This is a genomic window from Kluyvera sp. 142486, assembly GCF_046569695.1.
Taxonomy (GTDB): domain Bacteria; phylum Pseudomonadota; class Gammaproteobacteria; order Enterobacterales; family Enterobacteriaceae; genus Kluyvera.
Genome location: NZ_JBKHUI010000010.1, coordinates 77,945 through 95,705, shown reverse-complemented (window position 1 = coordinate 95,705; position 17,761 = coordinate 77,945). Strand labels below are relative to the sequence as shown.

Genomic DNA, 17,761 nt, shown 5'->3' with positions numbered 1-17,761 from the left:
CGTGTAGTATGTGCGGTCACCATTTTGGGTGGGTAGCCTGCGTCACGAAAAAACGCCGCTGCCTGCCTCCTTATGCAACCCGGTGCTGATTTCCCGCGTTGCTGATGAAGTCTCTAAGACGCCTGTGAAGGCGACACCGGAAGGAAGCTCTATGAGCGATAAAATCGTTAAAAGCGATAAAAGCGAAAAACTGCAAAAAGTGCTGGCACGCGCCGGCCACGGCTCCCGTCGTGAAATTGAAACGATTATTGAAGCGGGCCGCGTTAGTGTGGACGGAAAAATCGCCAAATTGGGCGATCGCGTTGAAGTGATCCCAGGCCTCAAAATTCGTATCGACGGGCACCTCATCTCCGTTAAAGAATCCGTAGAACAAATCTGTCGCGTGTTGGCGTACTACAAGCCGGAAGGCGAGCTGTGTACGCGTAACGACCCGGAAGGTCGCCCGACCGTATTTGACCGTCTTCCGAAGCTGCGTGGCGCGCGCTGGATTGCCGTTGGCCGTCTGGACGTGAACACCTGTGGTCTGCTGCTGTTCACCACCGATGGTGAGCTGGCAAACCGCCTGATGCACCCAAGCCGTGAAGTTGAACGTGAATACGCGGTGCGCGTGTTCGGTGAAGTGGATGATACGAAAGTGCGTCAGCTCTCCCGTGGCGTTCAGCTGGAAGATGGCCCTGCGGCATTCAAAACCATCAAATTCAGCGGCGGCGAAGGCATCAACCAGTGGTACAACGTGACCCTGACCGAAGGTCGTAACCGTGAAGTTCGTCGTCTGTGGGAAGCGGTAGGCGTGCAGGTGAGCCGTCTTATCCGCGTTCGCTACGGCGACATCCCGCTGCCAAAAGGCCTGCCGCGCGGTGGCTATACCGAGCTGGATCTGGCGCAGACCAACTACCTGCGTGAGCTGGTAGAACTGCCAGCCGAAACCACGTCGAAAGTGGCGGTAGAAAAAGACCGCCGTCGCATGAAGGCGAATCAGATTCGTCGCGCCGTGAAGCGTCACACCACCACCGGGGGTAATACCGGTAACAATAATAATACTAACCGTCGTTCCAGCACCCGTAATAAACCGAAAGGCTAACGACGTCAGTTCCGGCGGGCTTCCGCCGGAATACTTCCCCCGTGTTAATCTCCTCCTGTGATGCCATTCACACTTCTTTATAAAGACAAAAAACAGGAATTCCCCGGACAAAGAACGCAAAGTGATAAAATAACCCTCGCCATATACTGTTGCCATAGATTACTCAAACAGGTAGCCCGAAATGGATACAACTCAAAAACTCTCGGCAAGCTATGTGGTTATCGGCGTTAAAGAAAAGATTGGTTATGGCTTCGGCGACTTTGCCTCTAATTTATCCTTCGGTTTTGTTTCACTCTTTTTATTATTCTTCTATACCAACATCTACGGTATTAGCGCGGTTCAGGCGAGCCTGATCTTTGTTATTGCGCGAGTCGTTGATGCAATTTTTAATATCCTGATTGGCTTTGCCATTGATAAAACCCACAGCCGCTACGGTAAGCTGCGCCCGTGGTTATTATATGGCTCAGTGCCGCTGGGTATACTGACCGTGCTGTGCTTCCTGCCGTTTGGCGGCGAGGCCAAATTCTGGTTCGCGCTTTGTTCCTACACCATCTACTGCCTGGCTTACACCGCGGTCAATACGCCGTATTCGGCCTTGACCAACCGTTTAACCCAGCACGAGGCCTCACGCTCGTCGCTGTCGGTCTATCGTTTTGTGATGGCGATTGTCGGCTACCTGATTGTCTCTACCACTGCGGATATTCTGATATCGCCATTTGATGACAAACAGCTGGGCTACGTCTTTGCCGTCTCCTGCTTTGCGCTGCTGGCGACGTTCCTGTTCCTCGCCTGCTTTGGCATGACCAAAGAGCGCGTGGGGGAAGAGGAAGATACGCCTGCGCCGACGCTGCGTGAAATGTTCCGCGCGGTGATGGGCAATGCGCCGCTGATTAACCTATCGTTATTTACCGTCTTCTTCTATATCGCCTACACCGTGTGGATGGCGATCGCGATTTACTTTATTAAATACATCATCGGCAATGAAGGTTTTACCGCCTCGTTCTTTATGATTCAGTCCGCCGCCTATATTTCGGGAACGGTGGTTTCGGAGAAAGTGATTGCCGTCATCGGCAAAAAGAAAATGACGCTGGTGGCGCTGTTAATTGGCGTGCTGGGCGTGCTGATGCAGTATTTCGTGGCCGGTAATAATATCTGGCTGATTATGACCGGGGTATGCCTGTTCAGTATTACGTTGGGCATGGGCTTTGTCGCCATGTGGTCAATGATTGCCGACACCGTGGAATATGCCGAATGGCACCATGGCGTGCGCTCCGAGGGGGCTATTTACGGTTTCTTTAACTTTATTACCAAAATAGCGATGGCCATCGGCGGCGGCTGTTCCGGGTGGATGCTGGATTATTACCACTATGATGCTGCCAATATTAGCGCCAACGCGCTGAGCGGTATCAATATTCTGATGACGTTATTCCCCGGTGCGATGTTTGCAATTAGCGCCATCTTCGTTGCCAGCTATTCGCTGGATGAAAAAACCTACCGCGACATCGTGCAGAAAATCAGCCTGCGCAAGCAGAACGCGCTTTAACCTCAGGGAGCCAGAGAAATGAATCGTGATTTTAAAACGCTTATTGCGGCGATGAATGCAGAAGAGAAAGTGGCGCTGCTGACCGGCAGCGGGCTGTGGCGTACGGCGAGTCTACCGCAGCACGGCATCGACGATATTGTGATGACCGACGGTACCTACGGCGTGCGTTACAGCAGTGCGCAGATAGACGGTAACGAAAAATGGAGCATGGATGATTTCATCTCGGTGATCACCCAAACCGCCGACAAGGCTAACGCTGAAGAACCTGCGGCGAAAGGGGGCAGTGAAGCACTGTTCAGCGCCTCGCTGCCGGCCACCTGCTTCCCTAACGGCTCAAGCCTTGCCTGTAGCTGGGATATTGATCTGGTTTATCAGATGGGCCAGGCGCTGGGGCGTGAATGCCAGCATATGGGCGTGGGAATTTTACTGGGGCCGGGGATTAACATTCGCCGCACGCCGCTGGCGGGACGCGGTTACGAATACTACGCCGAAGATCCAGTGGTGAGCGGCGACATTGCCGCCGCGCTTATCAATGGCTTACAGGATGAAGGCGTGGGCGCCAGCCTGAAGCACTTTGCGGCCAACAACTCAGAATACCGCCGCACCGAAATGGACTCCATTATTGAAGAGCGCGCGCTGCGGGAAATCTATCTGGCGGGATTCCAGCGGGCGATTGCCAAATCGCAGCCGTGGACGGTGATGTCCTCCTATAACCGCCTCAACGGTGTGCAGACTTCACAGGACCCGTTCCTGTTAACGCAGGTGCTGCGCGATGAGTGGGGCTATGACGGCCTGGTGATGTCCGACTGGTATGGTATTAAAGATAGACCTGCGTCACTGCTGGCGGGGAACGATCTGGCGATGCCGGAAACTCGCCGCGATAAGCAGACGCTGCTGGCGGCCATCAACGCCGGTGAAGTGCCAATGGCGGTAGTCGATAGCGCCTGCCTGCGGATGTTGGCGTTGCTGGACAAAGTGCAGCGCAATCGCCGCCCAGAGACTCAGGCCGATTTTTCCGCGCATCACCGACTTTCACAGCAGTTGGCGGTAGAATCAATCGTTCTGCTGAAAAATGACGACAATCTTCTGCCGCTGCGTCCGGAAAAAACGCCGCGTATCGCCGTGCTGGGTAAACCGGCGCAGGAGCCGGTGATTCAGGGGTCCGGCTGTGCGACCACGGTGCCGTATCTGCTTGACCGTCCTCTGGATGAGATTTTCGACCTCGCTGGCGAAGCATTCAGCGTTAGCTGGGCCGTCGGCGCACCGGACGATCTGCAGAGCGATGAAGCCGCGCTGGCACAGGCGAAAGCGGTGGCCCAGGAGTCCGACGTGGCGGTGATCTTTGTTAGCACGGCGGTGGGTGAAGACGGTGAGAACGGCGACCGTCACGACCTGAATATTCTGGCGGTACATGAGCGGCTGATCCGCGAAGTGGCGTCGGTGCAGCCCAATGTGGTGGTGGTGCTGGCGAACAGCGACGCGGTGGTTATGCCATGGCTCGGTGAATGTAAAGCGCTGCTGGAAACCTTCTTTGCCGGGCAGGGGATGGGGCGCGCGGTGGCGGAAATTCTGTTCGGTCAGCGTAACCCAAGCGGCAAGCTGACGGTAACCGTACCTAACACCCTGGAAGAGACGCCGGCCTGGTTGAACTACCCTGGCGAAAACCTGCGCCATCACTACGGTGAAGGACTGTTTGTTGGCTATCGCTACTATGATAAACGCTGCCTGACGCCGCGCTTCCCGTTTGGATTTGGCTTAAGCTATACCCAATTTAGCTACAACAATCTGTCGCTATCGGTGGAGACTCTTGGTGCGGACGACACGCTCACGCTTACCTTTGATCTGAGTAACATTGGCGCGGTAGACGGCAAAGAGATTGTACAGCTGTACGTTTCTGCCCCAGAGGGCGAACTGATCCGTGAAGTCCGCGCACTGAAAGGGTTTGATAAAATAGCCCTCGCGGCGGGTGAGACCAAACGCGTCAGCCTGCAGTTACCGATTGCTGAACTGGCCTCCTACCATCCTGGCCTTGCGGATTGGGTGATAACACCGGGGAACTGGCAGGTCCATATTGGTGGTTCCTCCCGTGACCTGCCGCTGAACGCGACGTTTATGGTGGATTGCCCGGCCCGCTACGTGCCGCTGCGTGACGATAACTCGTTGCAGCAGCTGATCCAGCAGCCGAAAGCCTTTGCTCGCGTAGTGCAGTTGATTGCCGATAAAAGCCAGCTGCCACCGGAACAGGTACGAGAAAAGCTGATTCGGCTGGCCCCGGATCTGTTCTGCGGCCTGCTGATTGCGCTGACCGAGTTTCTGGCGCTGGACATCGACCGCGATGAGCTAAACGCCGTGTTGGCTGAACCCCAATAACGGCCCACAACAGGAGAGAGCGCGTGTTCCCATTTTCAGTGACGCATCCCCATCCGGCGACGCATACCGGGCGGCAGACGGCGAATAGCGGCTATGAGCTGATTGCTTTTGACGCGGAAAAGCTGAATGTGTTTGCCGCTGAGGTTCGCTACTGCGAGCCGCACTGGCATCCGGCACCGGAGCTGATTACGGTGCTGAACGGGCGTTTTTCTCTGACCGTCGGCCAGCAAAACGTGATGCTGCAACAGGGCGAGATGCTCTATATCAATGCCGAAGAAGTGCATGAACTGAACGTGGAGGAAGAGGGGAGCCAACTGGTCACGGTGCAGTTCTCTCCTGGACTTTTTGATGAGCTGCATCCCGCGCCGCTGCTGGAATGGCGCACACATCAACTAGCCATGAGTGCTGCCGACCGCGTGGTTTTCCAGCGGCTGACGGCGCTGCTGGAACGCATTATCGACAACCATGCGCCATTTCAGCGTATCGCCGCTATCTATCTGCTCCTGGATGCACTGGTGGCTGCCGGGCAGCCTATAGAGCGAGGTGAAAGTACGCTGCGGGAAGAAGCGATGATCAAAGCGGGGATTGAATATATTAATCAACACTTTGATCAACCGCTAACGCTCACTGATGTTGCTGAGCATTGCGGGATGAGCTATTCGTGGTTCTCCCGACTGTTTAAAAAAGTCAGCCGGCACAATTTTAAAGAGTATCTGACGCTGGTCAGGCTGAACAAAGCCCGCACGCTGCTGCGCGACACGCGCACGCCGATTACCGACATCAGCCACAGCTGCGGTTTTCAGGAGCACAAGCTGCTGATTGCCGCTTTTAATAAGTACTGCGGGCTGACGCCGACCGAGTATCGCAAACGCTTTATCTCGCGTCAGAATCTGACGGAGGTGGCACTGGCACAGGGTGAAGACTGCCTGTGCCTGCCGCTCAATCACCTGCTGCTTGACCGGCTCGCGGTCAGTAATCGATCCCAATCTGCGCTTTAATACCGGCTTCAAACGCGTGCTTCACCGGACGCAGTTCGCTGACCGTATCGGCGTACTCAAGAATATCCCGGTGGCAACCGCGGCCGGTAATGATCACCGTCTGATGATGCGGACGGTTTTTCAGCGCGGTTAATACCTCTTCTAACGGCAGATAGTCATACGCCACCATATAGGTCAGCTCATCGAGCAGCACCATATCCAGCGTGTCGTCGGCCAGCATTCGCCTGGCATGCTCCCAGACGGCGAGACAGGCTTCGGTATCGCTTTCCCGATTCTGGGTGTCCCAGGTAAAACCGGTAGCCATCACCTGAAACTCGACGCCGAGCGGTTCGAGCAGGTTACGCTCGCCGTTAGGCCAGGTGCCTTTAATAAACTGGATCACCCCAACGTTATGACCGTGGCCAACCGCGCGAGTGGCGGTACCGAAGGCGGCGGTGGTCTTGCCTTTACCGTTGCCGGTAAACACGATAACGATGCCACGGGTATCCTGGGCGGCGGCCACGCGGGCGGCAACGCGCTCTTTTACCCGTTGCTGGCGCTCGCGGTAACGTTCTTCACTCATTGTGCAATTCCTGGTTTACGCCCTGGCTGGGCATCAAAAGTCATGCCGGTTTTACGGCGGCTATCGTCACCCATCAGCCACAGATAGAGCGGCATAATATCGGCAGGGGTTTTTAGCTTTAACGCGTCTTCCGTTGGGAAGGCGCTGGCGCGCATTTTGGTGCGGGTCCCGCCGGGGTTAATACAGTTTACCCGCAGATGGCGATTTTTATACTCTTCTGCCAGCACCTGCATCATCCCTTCGGTGGCAAATTTCGATACCGCATAGGCGCCCCAGTTGGCGCGCCCCTCACGACCAACGCTTGATGAGGTAAAGACCAGCGAACCGGATTCTGCTTTTAACAGCAGCGGCAGCAGCGCCTGGGTGAGCATAAAGGTGCCGTTGACGTTGACTTGCATCACCTGCTGCCAGACGGCGGGGTCCTGCTGCTCCATCGGTACCACGTCGCCCAGAAGTCCGGCGTTGTGCAACACGCCGTCAAGATGCGGGTAATGGAGGCTAACTTGCTGAGCAATATGCTGGCAATCCTGTGGCGTACAGGTAAGCAGGTCGAGGGTAAACCAGCGGGCAGGCCGTAGACCTGCGAGGTCTATTTCTTGCGCAACTGCACGCAGTTTCTCATCGCTGCGGCCAAGCAAAATAACGCTGGCGCCGTAACGGGCGTAGGTGATAGCCGCTTCACGGCCGATACCATCGCTGGCACCGGTGACCAGAATGATACGGTTTTGCAACAAATCGAGCTGGGGTTGATAGTGCACGGTGACTCCTCTATGGCATTTGCCCGCCATATTTCATGTACTTTTCATGGCTTTTGGGCTTTATGCCTGAATCTTCGCCCTATTTCAATCGGCGCACGGGAGAGACAACGAGTAATTAACAATTTGCAATGATTTCATCAGCAAAAAAGTAATCTGGAATGCGCCTCGTGGCCTGATACTGCAGTCGAGACGTAGTGAGCGCGGTGTTGTACACTGAGCGGTAGATTCTGTGATTTTTGTACAAGGTGGATGTGTGGAATTACTTTTTCAATATGGTCTTTTTCTGGCGAAAATCGTCACCGTTGTTGTTGCCATTGCGGTGATTGCGGTGTTGATTGTCAACGTCACGCAGCGCAAACGTCAGCGCGGTGAGCTGCGAATCACCAACTTAAGCGAGCAGCACAAGGATATGCAGGAAGATTTAGCCGTGTCGCTGCTCGACGCGCCGCAGCAAAAGCTCTGGCATAAGACACAAAAGAAGAAGCTGAAGCTGGAAGCGAAAGCGGCCAAAGCCAAAGCGAAGCAGGGTGACACCACGGCGGCAACCAAACCGCGCGTTTGGGTTATTGACTTTAAAGGCAGTATGGATGCGCATGAAGTCTCCTCTCTGCGTGAAGAGATTACCGCTGTGCTGACCGTCGCCACGCCACAGGATCAGGTGGTCGTGCGTCTGGAAAGCCCTGGTGGCGTGGTTCACGGCTACGGCCTGGCGGCATCGCAGCTGCAGCGTATCCGCGATAAACAGATCCCGCTGACGGTAGCGGTCGATAAAGTGGCGGCCAGCGGCGGCTATATGATGGCCTGCGTGGCTGACAAAATTGTGGCAGCGCCGTTTGCGATTCTCGGGTCGATTGGCGTGGTGGCGCAGATCCCGAACCTTAACCGCTTCCTGAAAAATAAAGATATCGACGTTGAGTTGCACACCGCGGGCCAGTACAAACGTACGCTGACGCTGCTTGGTGAAAACACCGAAGAGGGGCGCCAGAAGTTTCGTGAAGAGCTGAACGAAACGCACCACCTGTTTAAAGATTTTGTGAAGCGGATGCGTCCGTCTCTGGACATCGATCAGGTTGCTACCGGTGAGCACTGGTACGGCACACAGGCGCAGGAAAAAGGGCTGGTTGATGAAGTGGGCACCAGTGATGAACTGCTGCTCGGCCTGATGGAAGGGCGTGACGTTTTCGGCGTGCGCTATGCACAGCGTAAGAAGATGATGGACCGGTTTACCGGAAGTGCGGCAGAAAGCGCCGACAAACTGATGATGCGCTGGTGGCAGCGCGGTCAGAAACCACTGCTGTAACGGTTCCTTTCTACTCTATACCTTTCTACTCTATGGCCCGGTAAACCAGGTTTACCGGGCCATATCAGACTGCTCAGGCGCGAGCCCTACGTTCAGTCAACCAGGTGATACTTTTCAGACAGCTGGTGGGCGAGATACTTGAACATATTAAACACCGCCGTGCTTTTCGGCGTCGGCAGGCCCTGTTCATCCAGGTAATATTCACCGCTGAAGACCAGCACGCCGTTGCGCTGTTCCACGCCGGTGGCTTCAATACCCGCCATAGTATCTTCATGCTCACGAATGAGGCGGTTTGCTTCAATAAGCAGTGTCTGACGATCGATAGGTTGGCTATTATTTGACATATTCAACTCCTCAAAATTCCTGCGCTAGTCTACGCCGGGCGCCGTCTTCGGGCAAATATTCCCGACGTTTACCAGGGACAAGCATTTTACCTCAGAGTTGGCATGATTGGTGTTTGCATGCTAATAAAGTTGCGTAACGAATTTTATCAGGTACAGTGTGACGCTTTCGGCGATCTGGCAACAGATTTGCTTGACATTCGACCAAATATTCTTCGTGCTATAGACCCTGGCGAAAAAAAGTCTGTAAACTCAGCTACCTGGCTACTTGTCTCAAAAGCCAGTCGGTAAAGGGTTGATATTCATTGGGATTGCCGCAACATACAAGGCTTGTCGCCAGTGGAATGTGGAACATGTGCGATGTATTCCTGGAAGAATCAAATTAGGTAAGGTGAATATGGGTAAAGCTCTCGTTATCGTTGAGTCCCCGGCAAAAGCCAAAACGATCAATAAGTATCTGGGTAATGACTACGTGGTTAAGTCCAGCGTCGGTCATATCCGCGATTTGCCGACAAGTGGCTCAGCCGCCAAAAAGAGCGCTGACTCTACCTCCACCAAAACGGCCAAAAAGCCTAAAAAGGATGAACGAGGCGCGCTGGTTAACCGCATGGGCGTCGACCCATGGCATGACTGGGCGGCACACTATGAAGTGCTGCCTGGCAAAGAAAAGGTAGTATCGGAACTCAAACAGTTGGCAGAAAAAGCCGACCACATCTATCTCGCAACTGACCTTGACCGCGAAGGGGAGGCCATTGCATGGCACCTGCGGGAAGTGATCGGTGGTGATGAATCACGCTATAGCCGCGTGGTGTTTAACGAAATTACGAAAAATGCGATCCGTCAGGCGTTCGAAAAGCCGGGTGAGCTGAATATCGACCGTGTTAACGCTCAGCAGGCGCGACGCTTTATGGACCGCGTGGTGGGCTACATGGTCTCGCCGCTGCTGTGGAAAAAGATCGCCCGCGGTTTGTCCGCCGGTCGCGTTCAGTCCGTAGCGGTTCGTCTGGTGGTAGAACGCGAACGCGAGATTAAAGCGTTTGTGCCGGAAGAGTTCTGGGAAATTGACGCCAGCACGACCACGCCGGGTGGCGATGCGCTGCCGCTGGAAGTGACCCACCAGGGTGACAAGCCGTTCCGTCCGGTTAGCCGTGACGAAACGATGGCGGCGGTCAGTCTGCTGGAAAAAGCCAGCTACAGCGTCCTTGAGCGTGAAGATAAGCCAACCAGCAGCAAGCCTGGCGCGCCGTTTATTACCTCCACGCTGCAGCAGGCGGCAAGCACCCGTCTGGGCTTTGGCGTGAAGAAAACCATGATGATGGCGCAGCGTCTGTATGAAGCGGGCTACATCACCTACATGCGTACCGACTCCACCAACCTGAGTCAGGATGCGGTAAACATGGTTCGCGACTATATCGGCGATAACTTCGGCAAAAAATACCTGCCGGAGAACCCGAATCAGTACACCAGCAAAGAAAACTCGCAGGAAGCGCACGAAGCGATTCGTCCTTCCGATGTTTCCGTTCAGGCGGAAGCGCTGAAAGATATGGAAGCGGACGCGCAGAAGCTGTATCAGCTGATCTGGCGTCAGTTCGTGGCCTGTCAGATGACGCCAGCGCAGTACGATTCCACCACGCTGACCGTGAAAGCGGGTGATTTCAAACTCAAAGCGCGTGGTCGTACCCTGCGTTTTGACGGCTGGACAAAAGTGATGCCTGCGCTGCGTAAAGGCGATGAAGACCGCACGTTGCCGATGGTTAACCAGGGCGATAAGCTGAGCCTGGTTGAACTGACCCCGGCACAGCACTTCACCAAACCGCCAGCTCGCTTTAGCGAAGCCTCGCTGGTTAAAGAGCTGGAAAAACGCGGCATCGGTCGCCCGTCCACCTATGCGTCGATCATCTCGACCATTCAGGACCGTGGCTATGTGCGTACCGAAAACCGTCGTTTCTACGCGGAAAAAATGGGCGAGATCGTCACCGATCGTCTGGAAGAAAACTTCCGCGAGCTGATGAACTACGACTTTACCGCGCAGATGGAAGATCACCTCGACCGCGTGGCAAACCACGAAGCCGAGTGGAAGCAGGTGCTGGATCTGTTCTTTGGTGATTTCACCAAGCAGCTGGAAACCGCTGAGAAAGCGCCAGAAGAGGGCGGCATGCAGCCGAACCAGATGGTGTTGACCAGCATCGACTGCCCGACCTGCGGTCGTAAAATGGGTATCCGTACCGCCAGCACCGGCGTGTTCCTCGGCTGTTCCGGCTATGCGCTGTCGCCGAAAGAACGCTGCAAAACCACCATTAACCTGGTGCCGGAAAACGAAGTGCTGAACGTGCTGGAAGGCGATGACGCGGAAACCAACGCGCTGCGCGCCAAACGTCGTTGCCAGAAATGCGGCACGGCGATGGACAGCTACCTGATCGATCCAAAGCGTAAGCTGCACGTTTGTGGTAATAACCCGACCTGCGACGGCTACGAGATTGAAGAGGGCGAGTTCCGCATCAAGGGCTATGACGGCCCAATCGTTGAGTGCGAAAAATGTGGTTCTGAAATGCACCTGAAGATGGGGCGTTTTGGTAAATACATGGCCTGTACCAACGAAGAGTGTAAGAACACGCGTAAGATCCTGCGTAGCGGTGAAGTGGCGCCGCCGAAGGAAGATCCGGTTCCGCTGCCGGAGTTGCCGTGCGAGAAGTCTGACGCCTATTTCGTGCTGCGTGACGGTGCAGCTGGGGTATTCCTGGCGGCCAACACCTTCCCGAAATCACGTGAAACTCGCGCACCGCTGGTAGAAGAACTGTTCCGCTTCCGTGACCGTCTGCCGGAAAAACTGCGTTATCTGGCCGACGCGCCTCAGCAGGACCCGGCGGGCAACAAAACGATGGTTCGTTTTAGCCGTAAAACCAAACAGCAGTACGTCGCTTCTGAGAAAGAAGGCAAGGCGACCGGCTGGTCAGCGTTCTTCGTTGACGGTAAATGGGTTGAAGCGAAAAAGTAGCGTTTTTTGCCAATAGCATCACAAAGGGCCGCATTTGCGGCCCTTTTTTATAACCTCGTTATTATTTTTTGTTTCCATCTATACACACTTGCTATAAATGATATAGTGGTTATAGCCAATGCATTTCTTATGATTAAATCGTCTTTATGACCGATTCCTGAGCGCAGACTGGATACAACCGCATGAAATTACAGCAACTCCGCTATATCGTTGAGGTGGTCAATCATAACCTTAACGTCTCCTCCACCGCTGAAGGTCTGTATACCTCGCAGCCGGGTATCAGTAAGCAGGTCAGAATGCTGGAGGATGAGCTGGGGATTCAGATTTTTGCCCGTAGCGGTAAGCATCTGACGCAGGTTACGCCAGCGGGCCAGGAAATCATCCGTATCGCGCGTGAAGTGTTGTCGAAAGTGGATGCGATTAAGTCCGTTGCCGGTGAGCATACCTGGCCTGATAAAGGCTCGCTGTACGTGGCGACGACCCACACCCAGGCACGCTATGCGCTGCCGGGCGTGATTAAAGGCTTTATTGAGCGTTACCCGCGCGTATCGCTGCATATGCATCAAGGGTCGCCTACGCAAATTGCCGAAGCGGTCTCTAAAGGGAATGCCGACTTTGCCATCGCGACCGAAGCGCTGCATCTGTATGACGATCTGGTGATGCTGCCGTGCTATCACTGGAACCGCTCGATTGTCGTCACGCCGGAGCATCCGCTGGCCTCCAAAACTTCCGTGACTATTGAAGAACTGGCGCAGTATCCGCTGGTCACCTACACCTTTGGTTTTACCGGGCGCTCTGAACTGGACACCGCTTTTAACCGCGCCGGTCTGACGCCGCGTATCGTCTTTACTGCTACCGACGCCGATGTGATTAAAACCTACGTGCGTCTGGGATTAGGGGTAGGGGTGATCGCCAGCATGGCCGTCGATCCTGTCTCTGACCCGGATCTGGTTAAGCTGGATGCCGAAGGTATTTTCAGCCACAGCACCACCAAAATTGGCTTCCGCCGCAGCACCTTCCTGCGTAGCTATATGTATGATTTTATTCAGCGATTTGCCCCACATCTGACGCGTGATGTGGTCGATACCGCCGTAGCGCTGCGCTCGAATGAAGACATTGAAGCTATGTTTAAAGATATTAAGCTGCCGGAAAAATAAGCCTGATTTAATTTTCCGCCTCTTCCCGAAAGAGGCGGAAGCGCTTATATCCTTGCTCCACCACTCCTCATCCCGCAATATCCTGACTAAGAATTGTTTCTATTACTAATGACGTAGCAAAAGTAGAAATAAATTTAGGGTTAGGCAAACTTCTCTTTTCAAATATCTCATTGAGCTCAAAAGATTAAATTAATCTCCATGTAATATTCGTAAAACCTCTGGATTTTTGCTTAAAATTTACTTAGGATTTATCTCAACGATGATTAGTTGTAACAATTGATTGGTGTGAAAATGATAAGTAATATCGATTGTGAGAGGGCAGTAATGGTGTCAGAAAATAACGGTTCTGGTGTGAAACGCAAAGCCTGGCTGAGCGTATTCCTGGGCTCTGCGCTGTTCTGGGTCGCGGTAGCGCTGCTGGTCTGGAAAATCTGGGGCTAACCGTGCTCACGTCTGAACGCGTCAAGCCGGTTAAGCCTACAGTGCCGGTAGAAAAAAAACCGCAAGATGACAAAAATAGTAAGGTCAATATTCCTGATGAATGGAATCTGACCCGCGACCAAAAAGAGTTTATCGATCTCTTCAATCAGAATGAGAATAAGAAACAATAACCTTATGGTTGTTTTTTACTTTCATTTTCACGCCACCAAACGAAATAAATCCTTTTCCTGCTATTAATTCCATTCGGATGTTATTCTTAATAACCCATTGATTGGATTTATCAATCCGAGCCCTTTTCCAGCGTTTTCCCCTGATTGTGTTATCTTTTATATACACGTCATCCTTCGAGTTGCGTCTGCGTTGGCTGCGTTCACTCACCTCAGTCACGTACTTGTGTACGCTCCTGAGGGCCGCCTTGATGCAACTCGAATGATTTAGTGTAAGGACCATGAGGAGTGTCAGAGTACTGCAATTCCCGCCATTTAAGGAGGAGCTATGTCGTCAACACTACGAAAGACCTGCAAGGATACACTACAGGTCGATAATAAAACCTACCGTTACTACAGCCTGCCGCTGGCTGCTAAGACCCTGGGTGACATCACCCGCCTGCCTAAATCACTTAAAGTTCTCCTGGAAAACCTGCTTCGTTGGCAGGATGGCGATTCGGTCACCGCTGAGGATATTCAGGCGCTGGCGGGGTGGCTTGAACAGGCCCACGCCGATCGTGAAATTGCCTATCGTCCCGCCCGCGTCCTGATGCAGGACTTTACCGGCGTTCCGGCGGTGGTCGATCTTGCTGCCATGCGCGAAGCGGTAAAACGCCTCGGCGGGGATACCCGCAAAGTGAACCCGCTGTCGCCCGTTGACCTGGTCATTGACCACTCGGTAACGGTGGACCGTTTTGGCGATGACGAGGCGTTTGATGAGAACGTGCGTCTGGAGATGTCCCGCAACCACGAGCGTTACACCTTTTTGCGCTGGGGCCAGCAGGCTTTCAGCCAGTTCCGCGTGGTGCCGCCGGGAACCGGGATCTGCCACCAGGTAAACCTGGAATATCTGGGGCGCGCAGTATGGAGCGAGCAGCAGGGCGATGAATGGGTGGCCTATCCCGACACCCTGGTCGGGACCGATTCGCATACGACGATGATTAATGGCCTCGGCGTGCTGGGCTGGGGCGTGGGCGGTATTGAGGCGGAAGCCGCAATGCTGGGGCAGCCGGTATCCATGCTCATTCCTGACGTGGTTGGCTTTAAGCTCAGCGGCAAGTTGCGTGAAGGGATCACCGCCACTGACCTGGTGCTGACGGTCACGCAGATGCTGCGTAAGCTTGGCGTGGTGGGTAAATTTGTCGAGTTTTACGGTGACGGGCTGGATTCTCTCCCGCTGGCTGACCGAGCCACGATTGCCAATATGGCGCCGGAATACGGCGCAACCTGCGGCTTCTTCCCGATTGATGACATTACCCTGTCGTATATGCGCCTCAGCGGGCGCAGCGACGAACAGGTAGCGCTGGTTGAGGCCTATGCGAAAGCGCAGGGGATGTGGCGACGCAAGGGCGATGAACCGGTCTTTAGCCAGACGCTGGCGCTGGATATGAACGACGTTGAAGCCAGCCTTGCTGGGCCGAAACGCCCGCAGGATCGCGTTGCGTTGGCTCAGGTGCCGCAGGCGTTTAATGCCACCACCGAGCTGGCGGTAAATCAGGGCTCGTCGGGGAAAAATGCCGTCGACTTTACGCTGAACGGCGAAACGCATGCGCTACCTGAAGGGGCGGTAGTGATCGCCGCGATTACCTCTTGTACCAACACCTCGAACCCCAGCGTGCTGATGGCCGCCGGCCTGCTGGCGAAAAAAGCCGTAGCGCTGGGCTTGCAGCCAAAAGCGTGGGTCAAAGCCTCGCTGGCTCCGGGCTCGAAGGTGGTCTCTGACTATCTGGCCCACGCGGGCCTCACTCCTTATCTCGACCAGCTTGGTTTTAACCTCGTCGGCTATGGCTGTACCACCTGTATCGGTAACTCCGGCCCGCTGCCGGATCCGATTGAGAATGCCATCAAACAGGGCGATCTGACGGTTGGCGCGGTGCTCTCCGGTAACCGTAACTTTGAGGGCCGTATTCACCCACTGGTGAAAACCAACTGGCTGGCCTCGCCGCCGCTGGTGGTGGCCTACGCGCTGGCCGGGAATATGCGGGTGGATCTTACCCACGATCCGCTGGGTCAGGACAGCAAGGGGAACCCGATTTACCTGAAAGATATCTGGCCGAGCAGCGCCGAGATAGCCGAAGCGGTGCAGCAGGTCTCTACCGGGATGTTCCACAAAGAATACGCGGCGGTCTTTGCCGGAACGCCGGAATGGCAGGCGATCGATATTCCCGCTTCCGACACTTACCAATGGCAGGATGATTCCACCTATATCCGACAGTCGCCGTTCTTTGATGAAATGGGCGTGACGCCCGATCCGGTGCAGGATATCCATGGCGCACGCGTGCTGGCGATGCTGGGGGACTCCGTCACCACCGACCATATCTCGCCGGCTGGCAGTATTAAGGCCGACAGCCCGGCAGGCCGCTACCTGCAGGACAATGGCGTTGCCAGCCGAGATTTTAACTCCTACGGTTCCCGTCGCGGTAACCACCTGGTGATGATGCGCGGCACCTTTGCCAATATCCGTATTCGCAATGAAATGGTACCCGGCGTGGAAGGGGGCATGACGCGCCAGCTCCCGGGCGATAAGGTGATGTCGATTTACGATGCCGCGATGGCCTATCAGCAGCAGGGGACGCCACTGGCGGTGATCGCCGGGAAAGAGTACGGTTCCGGCTCCAGTCGCGACTGGGCGGCAAAAGGGCCACGCCTGCTGGGCGTTAGGGTGGTCATCGCCGAATCGTTCGAACGTATTCACCGATCGAACCTGATTGGCATGGGCATTCTGCCGCTGGAGTTTCCGCAGGGGGAAGATCGTAAAACGCTGAAGCTAACCGGTGAAGAGTTGATTGATATCGCCGGGCTGCAGCAGTTGAAGCCGGGGGCGACCATTCCGGTGCTGATCACCCGACCAGACGGGCAGCAGCAAACGCTGGCGTGTCGTTGCCGTATTGATACGGCAACGGAGCTAACCTACTACCAAAACGATGGCATTCTGCACTACGTCATTCGTAACATGCTGGGCTAAAAAAAGGGGCCGATTTCTGGCCCCAAAACGGACGACGGCAATAACAGAAGCAAAGATAACGAGAGTGGCACGTTGAACAGAAACCCGCCTCTCACCCCCATCAGGTGTGAGAGGTTTTATGCTTATTTAAAGGTGTAGACCACCCCCATACGCAGACGGAACTGACGTTCGGTAGAGCGGGATGAACGGCCAATGTCGCCAAAGGTGACGTACGGTTTCCACTCTTTTTTGTCCCCGAGGGTGTAGTCGAACTGCCACTCCTGTTCGTAGTCATAATGTTGGTTTCCCCACAGTACCTCGTCGCCATGCTTATAGATAAATTTGTAGGTCGTGGAGAAACGGTCGAGGGTGTAGCGAAGATAGAGATCGCCACGGTTTACGGTACGGTGTTTATTGGTGCTACAGGATTTATCCCCGTTATATCCGCAGTCAGGGTCGTTGGCATAATCGGTCATTTCAAAACGGTACATCCCGCCGACTGCCCAATTTTCATTAAACGTATACCATGGTACAAAACCAAATTTCCATTCCGTTCTTTCATTGTTAAATTCTGGCTGAATTAATGGCGCAATCTTGAAATTACCGAAGGTAAATGATTTCGATAGCGTTAATTCTACGGCGTTAATAACCGGGTCGTTATACCATTTATCCTGTGGATCATCGCCACCGGTTTTGTATTTGGTTTCAATCGCAAAATTGTAATTGTCCGGCAGCGCTGCAGACATGTTCAGCTTGTCGTAGTGGGTACGGTCGCGGACGCGATACTCATGCCGGTAATCAAGGCTGAGTGAGCGGATCGGAGAGGTATATTCTTCAGCCAGCACAACGTTGCTGGTTAATAAGACGCAACCTGCTATAAGGTATTTACCAGATAACATAACAATTCTTCCCTCATTATTGTTTGAATAATGCATTGCACAATGCACTCGGTTTATCCTGCGAGAGTCTTTCTATGTGTTAATTGCCACTGCTGGCAAGTTTTCGCTAAATAAACGCACGTAGTTAAGCATCCGCTGCGACGTTAAAACCTTTATAAAATCACCA

At 54.2% G+C, this 17,761-nt stretch carries 14 protein-coding genes; 10 read left to right on the top strand and 4 right to left on the bottom strand.

The window, feature by feature from the left end:
• Nucleotides 1-151 precede the first annotated feature (151 nt).
• From rluB to ACLGE8_RS12710, 4 genes are all read left to right on the top strand, one after another.
• Nucleotides 152-1,081, top strand: a complete 930-nt coding sequence (rluB, locus tag ACLGE8_RS12725; RefSeq protein ID WP_410998929.1) for a 23S rRNA pseudouridine(2605) synthase RluB — start codon at nucleotides 152-154, stop codon at nucleotides 1,079-1,081.
• 181 nt (nucleotides 1,082-1,262) lie between these two features.
• Nucleotides 1,263-2,624 (top strand): MFS transporter, encoded by a 1,362-nt coding sequence (locus ACLGE8_RS12720; protein ID WP_410998927.1) that lies wholly within the window; start codon nucleotides 1,263-1,265, stop codon nucleotides 2,622-2,624.
• Between the two features lie 18 nt (nucleotides 2,625-2,642).
• A complete protein-coding gene (locus ACLGE8_RS12715; protein WP_410998925.1) occupies nucleotides 2,643-4,994 on the top strand; it encodes a beta-glucosidase in 2,352 nt (783 codons plus the stop codon).
• A 23-nt stretch (nucleotides 4,995-5,017) separates the two neighbouring features.
• Nucleotides 5,018-5,992: an AraC family transcriptional regulator gene (locus tag ACLGE8_RS12710; RefSeq protein WP_410998923.1), complete on the top strand. Its 975-nt coding sequence runs from the start codon at nucleotides 5,018-5,020 to the stop codon at nucleotides 5,990-5,992.
• Here the strand turns inward: ACLGE8_RS12710 and cobO are convergent.
• Both cobO and ACLGE8_RS12700 read right to left on the bottom strand, forming a co-directional pair.
• The gene (gene cobO, locus ACLGE8_RS12705; RefSeq protein WP_410998921.1) at nucleotides 5,964-6,554 is read right to left on the bottom strand and encodes a cob(I)yrinic acid a,c-diamide adenosyltransferase; all 591 of its coding nucleotides are present in this window, start codon (nucleotides 6,552-6,554) and stop codon (nucleotides 5,964-5,966) included. The two genes, ACLGE8_RS12710 and cobO, sit on opposite strands and share 29 nt — an antisense overlap.
• Nucleotides 6,551-7,312: a YciK family oxidoreductase gene (locus ACLGE8_RS12700; RefSeq protein ID WP_410998919.1), complete on the bottom strand. Its 762-nt coding sequence runs from the start codon at nucleotides 7,310-7,312 to the stop codon at nucleotides 6,551-6,553. Before ACLGE8_RS12700 ends, cobO begins: the two co-directional genes overlap by 4 nt.
• A gap of 253 nt (nucleotides 7,313-7,565) precedes the next feature.
• Between ACLGE8_RS12700 and sohB the strand changes: the two genes are divergently transcribed.
• The gene (gene sohB, locus ACLGE8_RS12695; protein WP_410998917.1) at nucleotides 7,566-8,612 is read left to right on the top strand and encodes a protease SohB; all 1,047 of its coding nucleotides are present in this window, start codon (nucleotides 7,566-7,568) and stop codon (nucleotides 8,610-8,612) included.
• 92 nt (nucleotides 8,613-8,704) lie between these two features.
• Here the strand turns inward: sohB and ACLGE8_RS12690 are convergent, their stop codons facing one another.
• Entirely contained in the window at nucleotides 8,705-8,956 is a 252-nt protein-coding gene (locus ACLGE8_RS12690) for a YciN family protein (protein ID WP_035892923.1), read from the bottom strand.
• Nucleotides 8,957-9,350: 394 nt separating this feature from the next.
• On the opposite strand from ACLGE8_RS12690, the gene topA reads away from it, so the two are divergent.
• From topA to acnA, 5 genes are all read left to right on the top strand, one after another.
• Nucleotides 9,351-11,948: a type I DNA topoisomerase gene (gene topA, locus ACLGE8_RS12685; RefSeq protein WP_410998915.1), complete on the top strand. Its 2,598-nt coding sequence runs from the start codon at nucleotides 9,351-9,353 to the stop codon at nucleotides 11,946-11,948.
• Between the two features lie 182 nt (nucleotides 11,949-12,130).
• Nucleotides 12,131-13,105 carry an HTH-type transcriptional regulator CysB gene (gene cysB, locus ACLGE8_RS12680; RefSeq protein WP_185666032.1) on the top strand — a complete coding sequence of 325 codons (975 nt, stop codon included), beginning with the start codon at nucleotides 12,131-12,133 and terminating at the stop codon, nucleotides 13,103-13,105.
• A 324-nt stretch (nucleotides 13,106-13,429) separates the two neighbouring features.
• Entirely contained in the window at nucleotides 13,430-13,546 is a 117-nt protein-coding gene (locus ACLGE8_RS12675) for a YmiA family putative membrane protein (protein WP_410998913.1), read from the top strand.
• A 2-nt stretch (nucleotides 13,547-13,548) separates the two neighbouring features.
• Entirely contained in the window at nucleotides 13,549-13,716 is a 168-nt protein-coding gene (locus ACLGE8_RS12670; protein ID WP_410998911.1) for a hypothetical protein, read from the top strand.
• A gap of 325 nt (nucleotides 13,717-14,041) precedes the next feature.
• Nucleotides 14,042-16,717, top strand: a complete 2,676-nt coding sequence (gene acnA, locus ACLGE8_RS12665) for an aconitate hydratase AcnA (protein ID WP_410998909.1) — start codon at nucleotides 14,042-14,044, stop codon at nucleotides 16,715-16,717.
• Nucleotides 16,718-16,839: 122 nt separating this feature from the next.
• Here acnA and ACLGE8_RS12660 read toward each other — a convergent pair whose 3' ends face one another.
• Nucleotides 16,840-17,595 carry an oligogalacturonate-specific porin KdgM family protein gene (locus ACLGE8_RS12660; protein WP_410998907.1) on the bottom strand — a complete coding sequence of 252 codons (756 nt, stop codon included), beginning with the start codon at nucleotides 17,593-17,595 and terminating at the stop codon, nucleotides 16,840-16,842.
• Nucleotides 17,596-17,761 lie beyond the last annotated feature (166 nt).

Excerpts from the sequence above, each read along its gene's own strand:
- acnA (WP_410998909.1), top strand. The coding sequence starts at position 14,042 with ATGTCGTCAACACTACGAAAGACCTGCAAGGATACACTACAGGTCGAT.
- ACLGE8_RS12715 (WP_410998925.1), top strand. The coding sequence starts at position 2,643 with ATGAATCGTGATTTTAAAACGCTTATTGCGGCGATGAATGCAGAAGAG.
- ACLGE8_RS12660 (WP_410998907.1), bottom strand. The coding sequence starts at position 17,595 with ATGTTATCTGGTAAATACCTTATAGCAGGTTGCGTCTTATTAACCAGC.
- ACLGE8_RS12720 (WP_410998927.1), top strand. The coding sequence starts at position 1,263 with ATGGATACAACTCAAAAACTCTCGGCAAGCTATGTGGTTATCGGCGTT.
- topA (WP_410998915.1), top strand. The coding sequence starts at position 9,351 with ATGGGTAAAGCTCTCGTTATCGTTGAGTCCCCGGCAAAAGCCAAAACG.
- cobO (WP_410998921.1), bottom strand. The coding sequence starts at position 6,554 with ATGAGTGAAGAACGTTACCGCGAGCGCCAGCAACGGGTAAAAGAGCGC.
- cysB (WP_185666032.1), top strand. The coding sequence starts at position 12,131 with ATGAAATTACAGCAACTCCGCTATATCGTTGAGGTGGTCAATCATAAC.
- ACLGE8_RS12675 (WP_410998913.1), top strand. The coding sequence starts at position 13,430 with ATGGTGTCAGAAAATAACGGTTCTGGTGTGAAACGCAAAGCCTGGCTG.
- rluB (WP_410998929.1), top strand. The coding sequence starts at position 152 with ATGAGCGATAAAATCGTTAAAAGCGATAAAAGCGAAAAACTGCAAAAA.
- ACLGE8_RS12690 (WP_035892923.1), bottom strand. The coding sequence starts at position 8,956 with ATGTCAAATAATAGCCAACCTATCGATCGTCAGACACTGCTTATTGAA.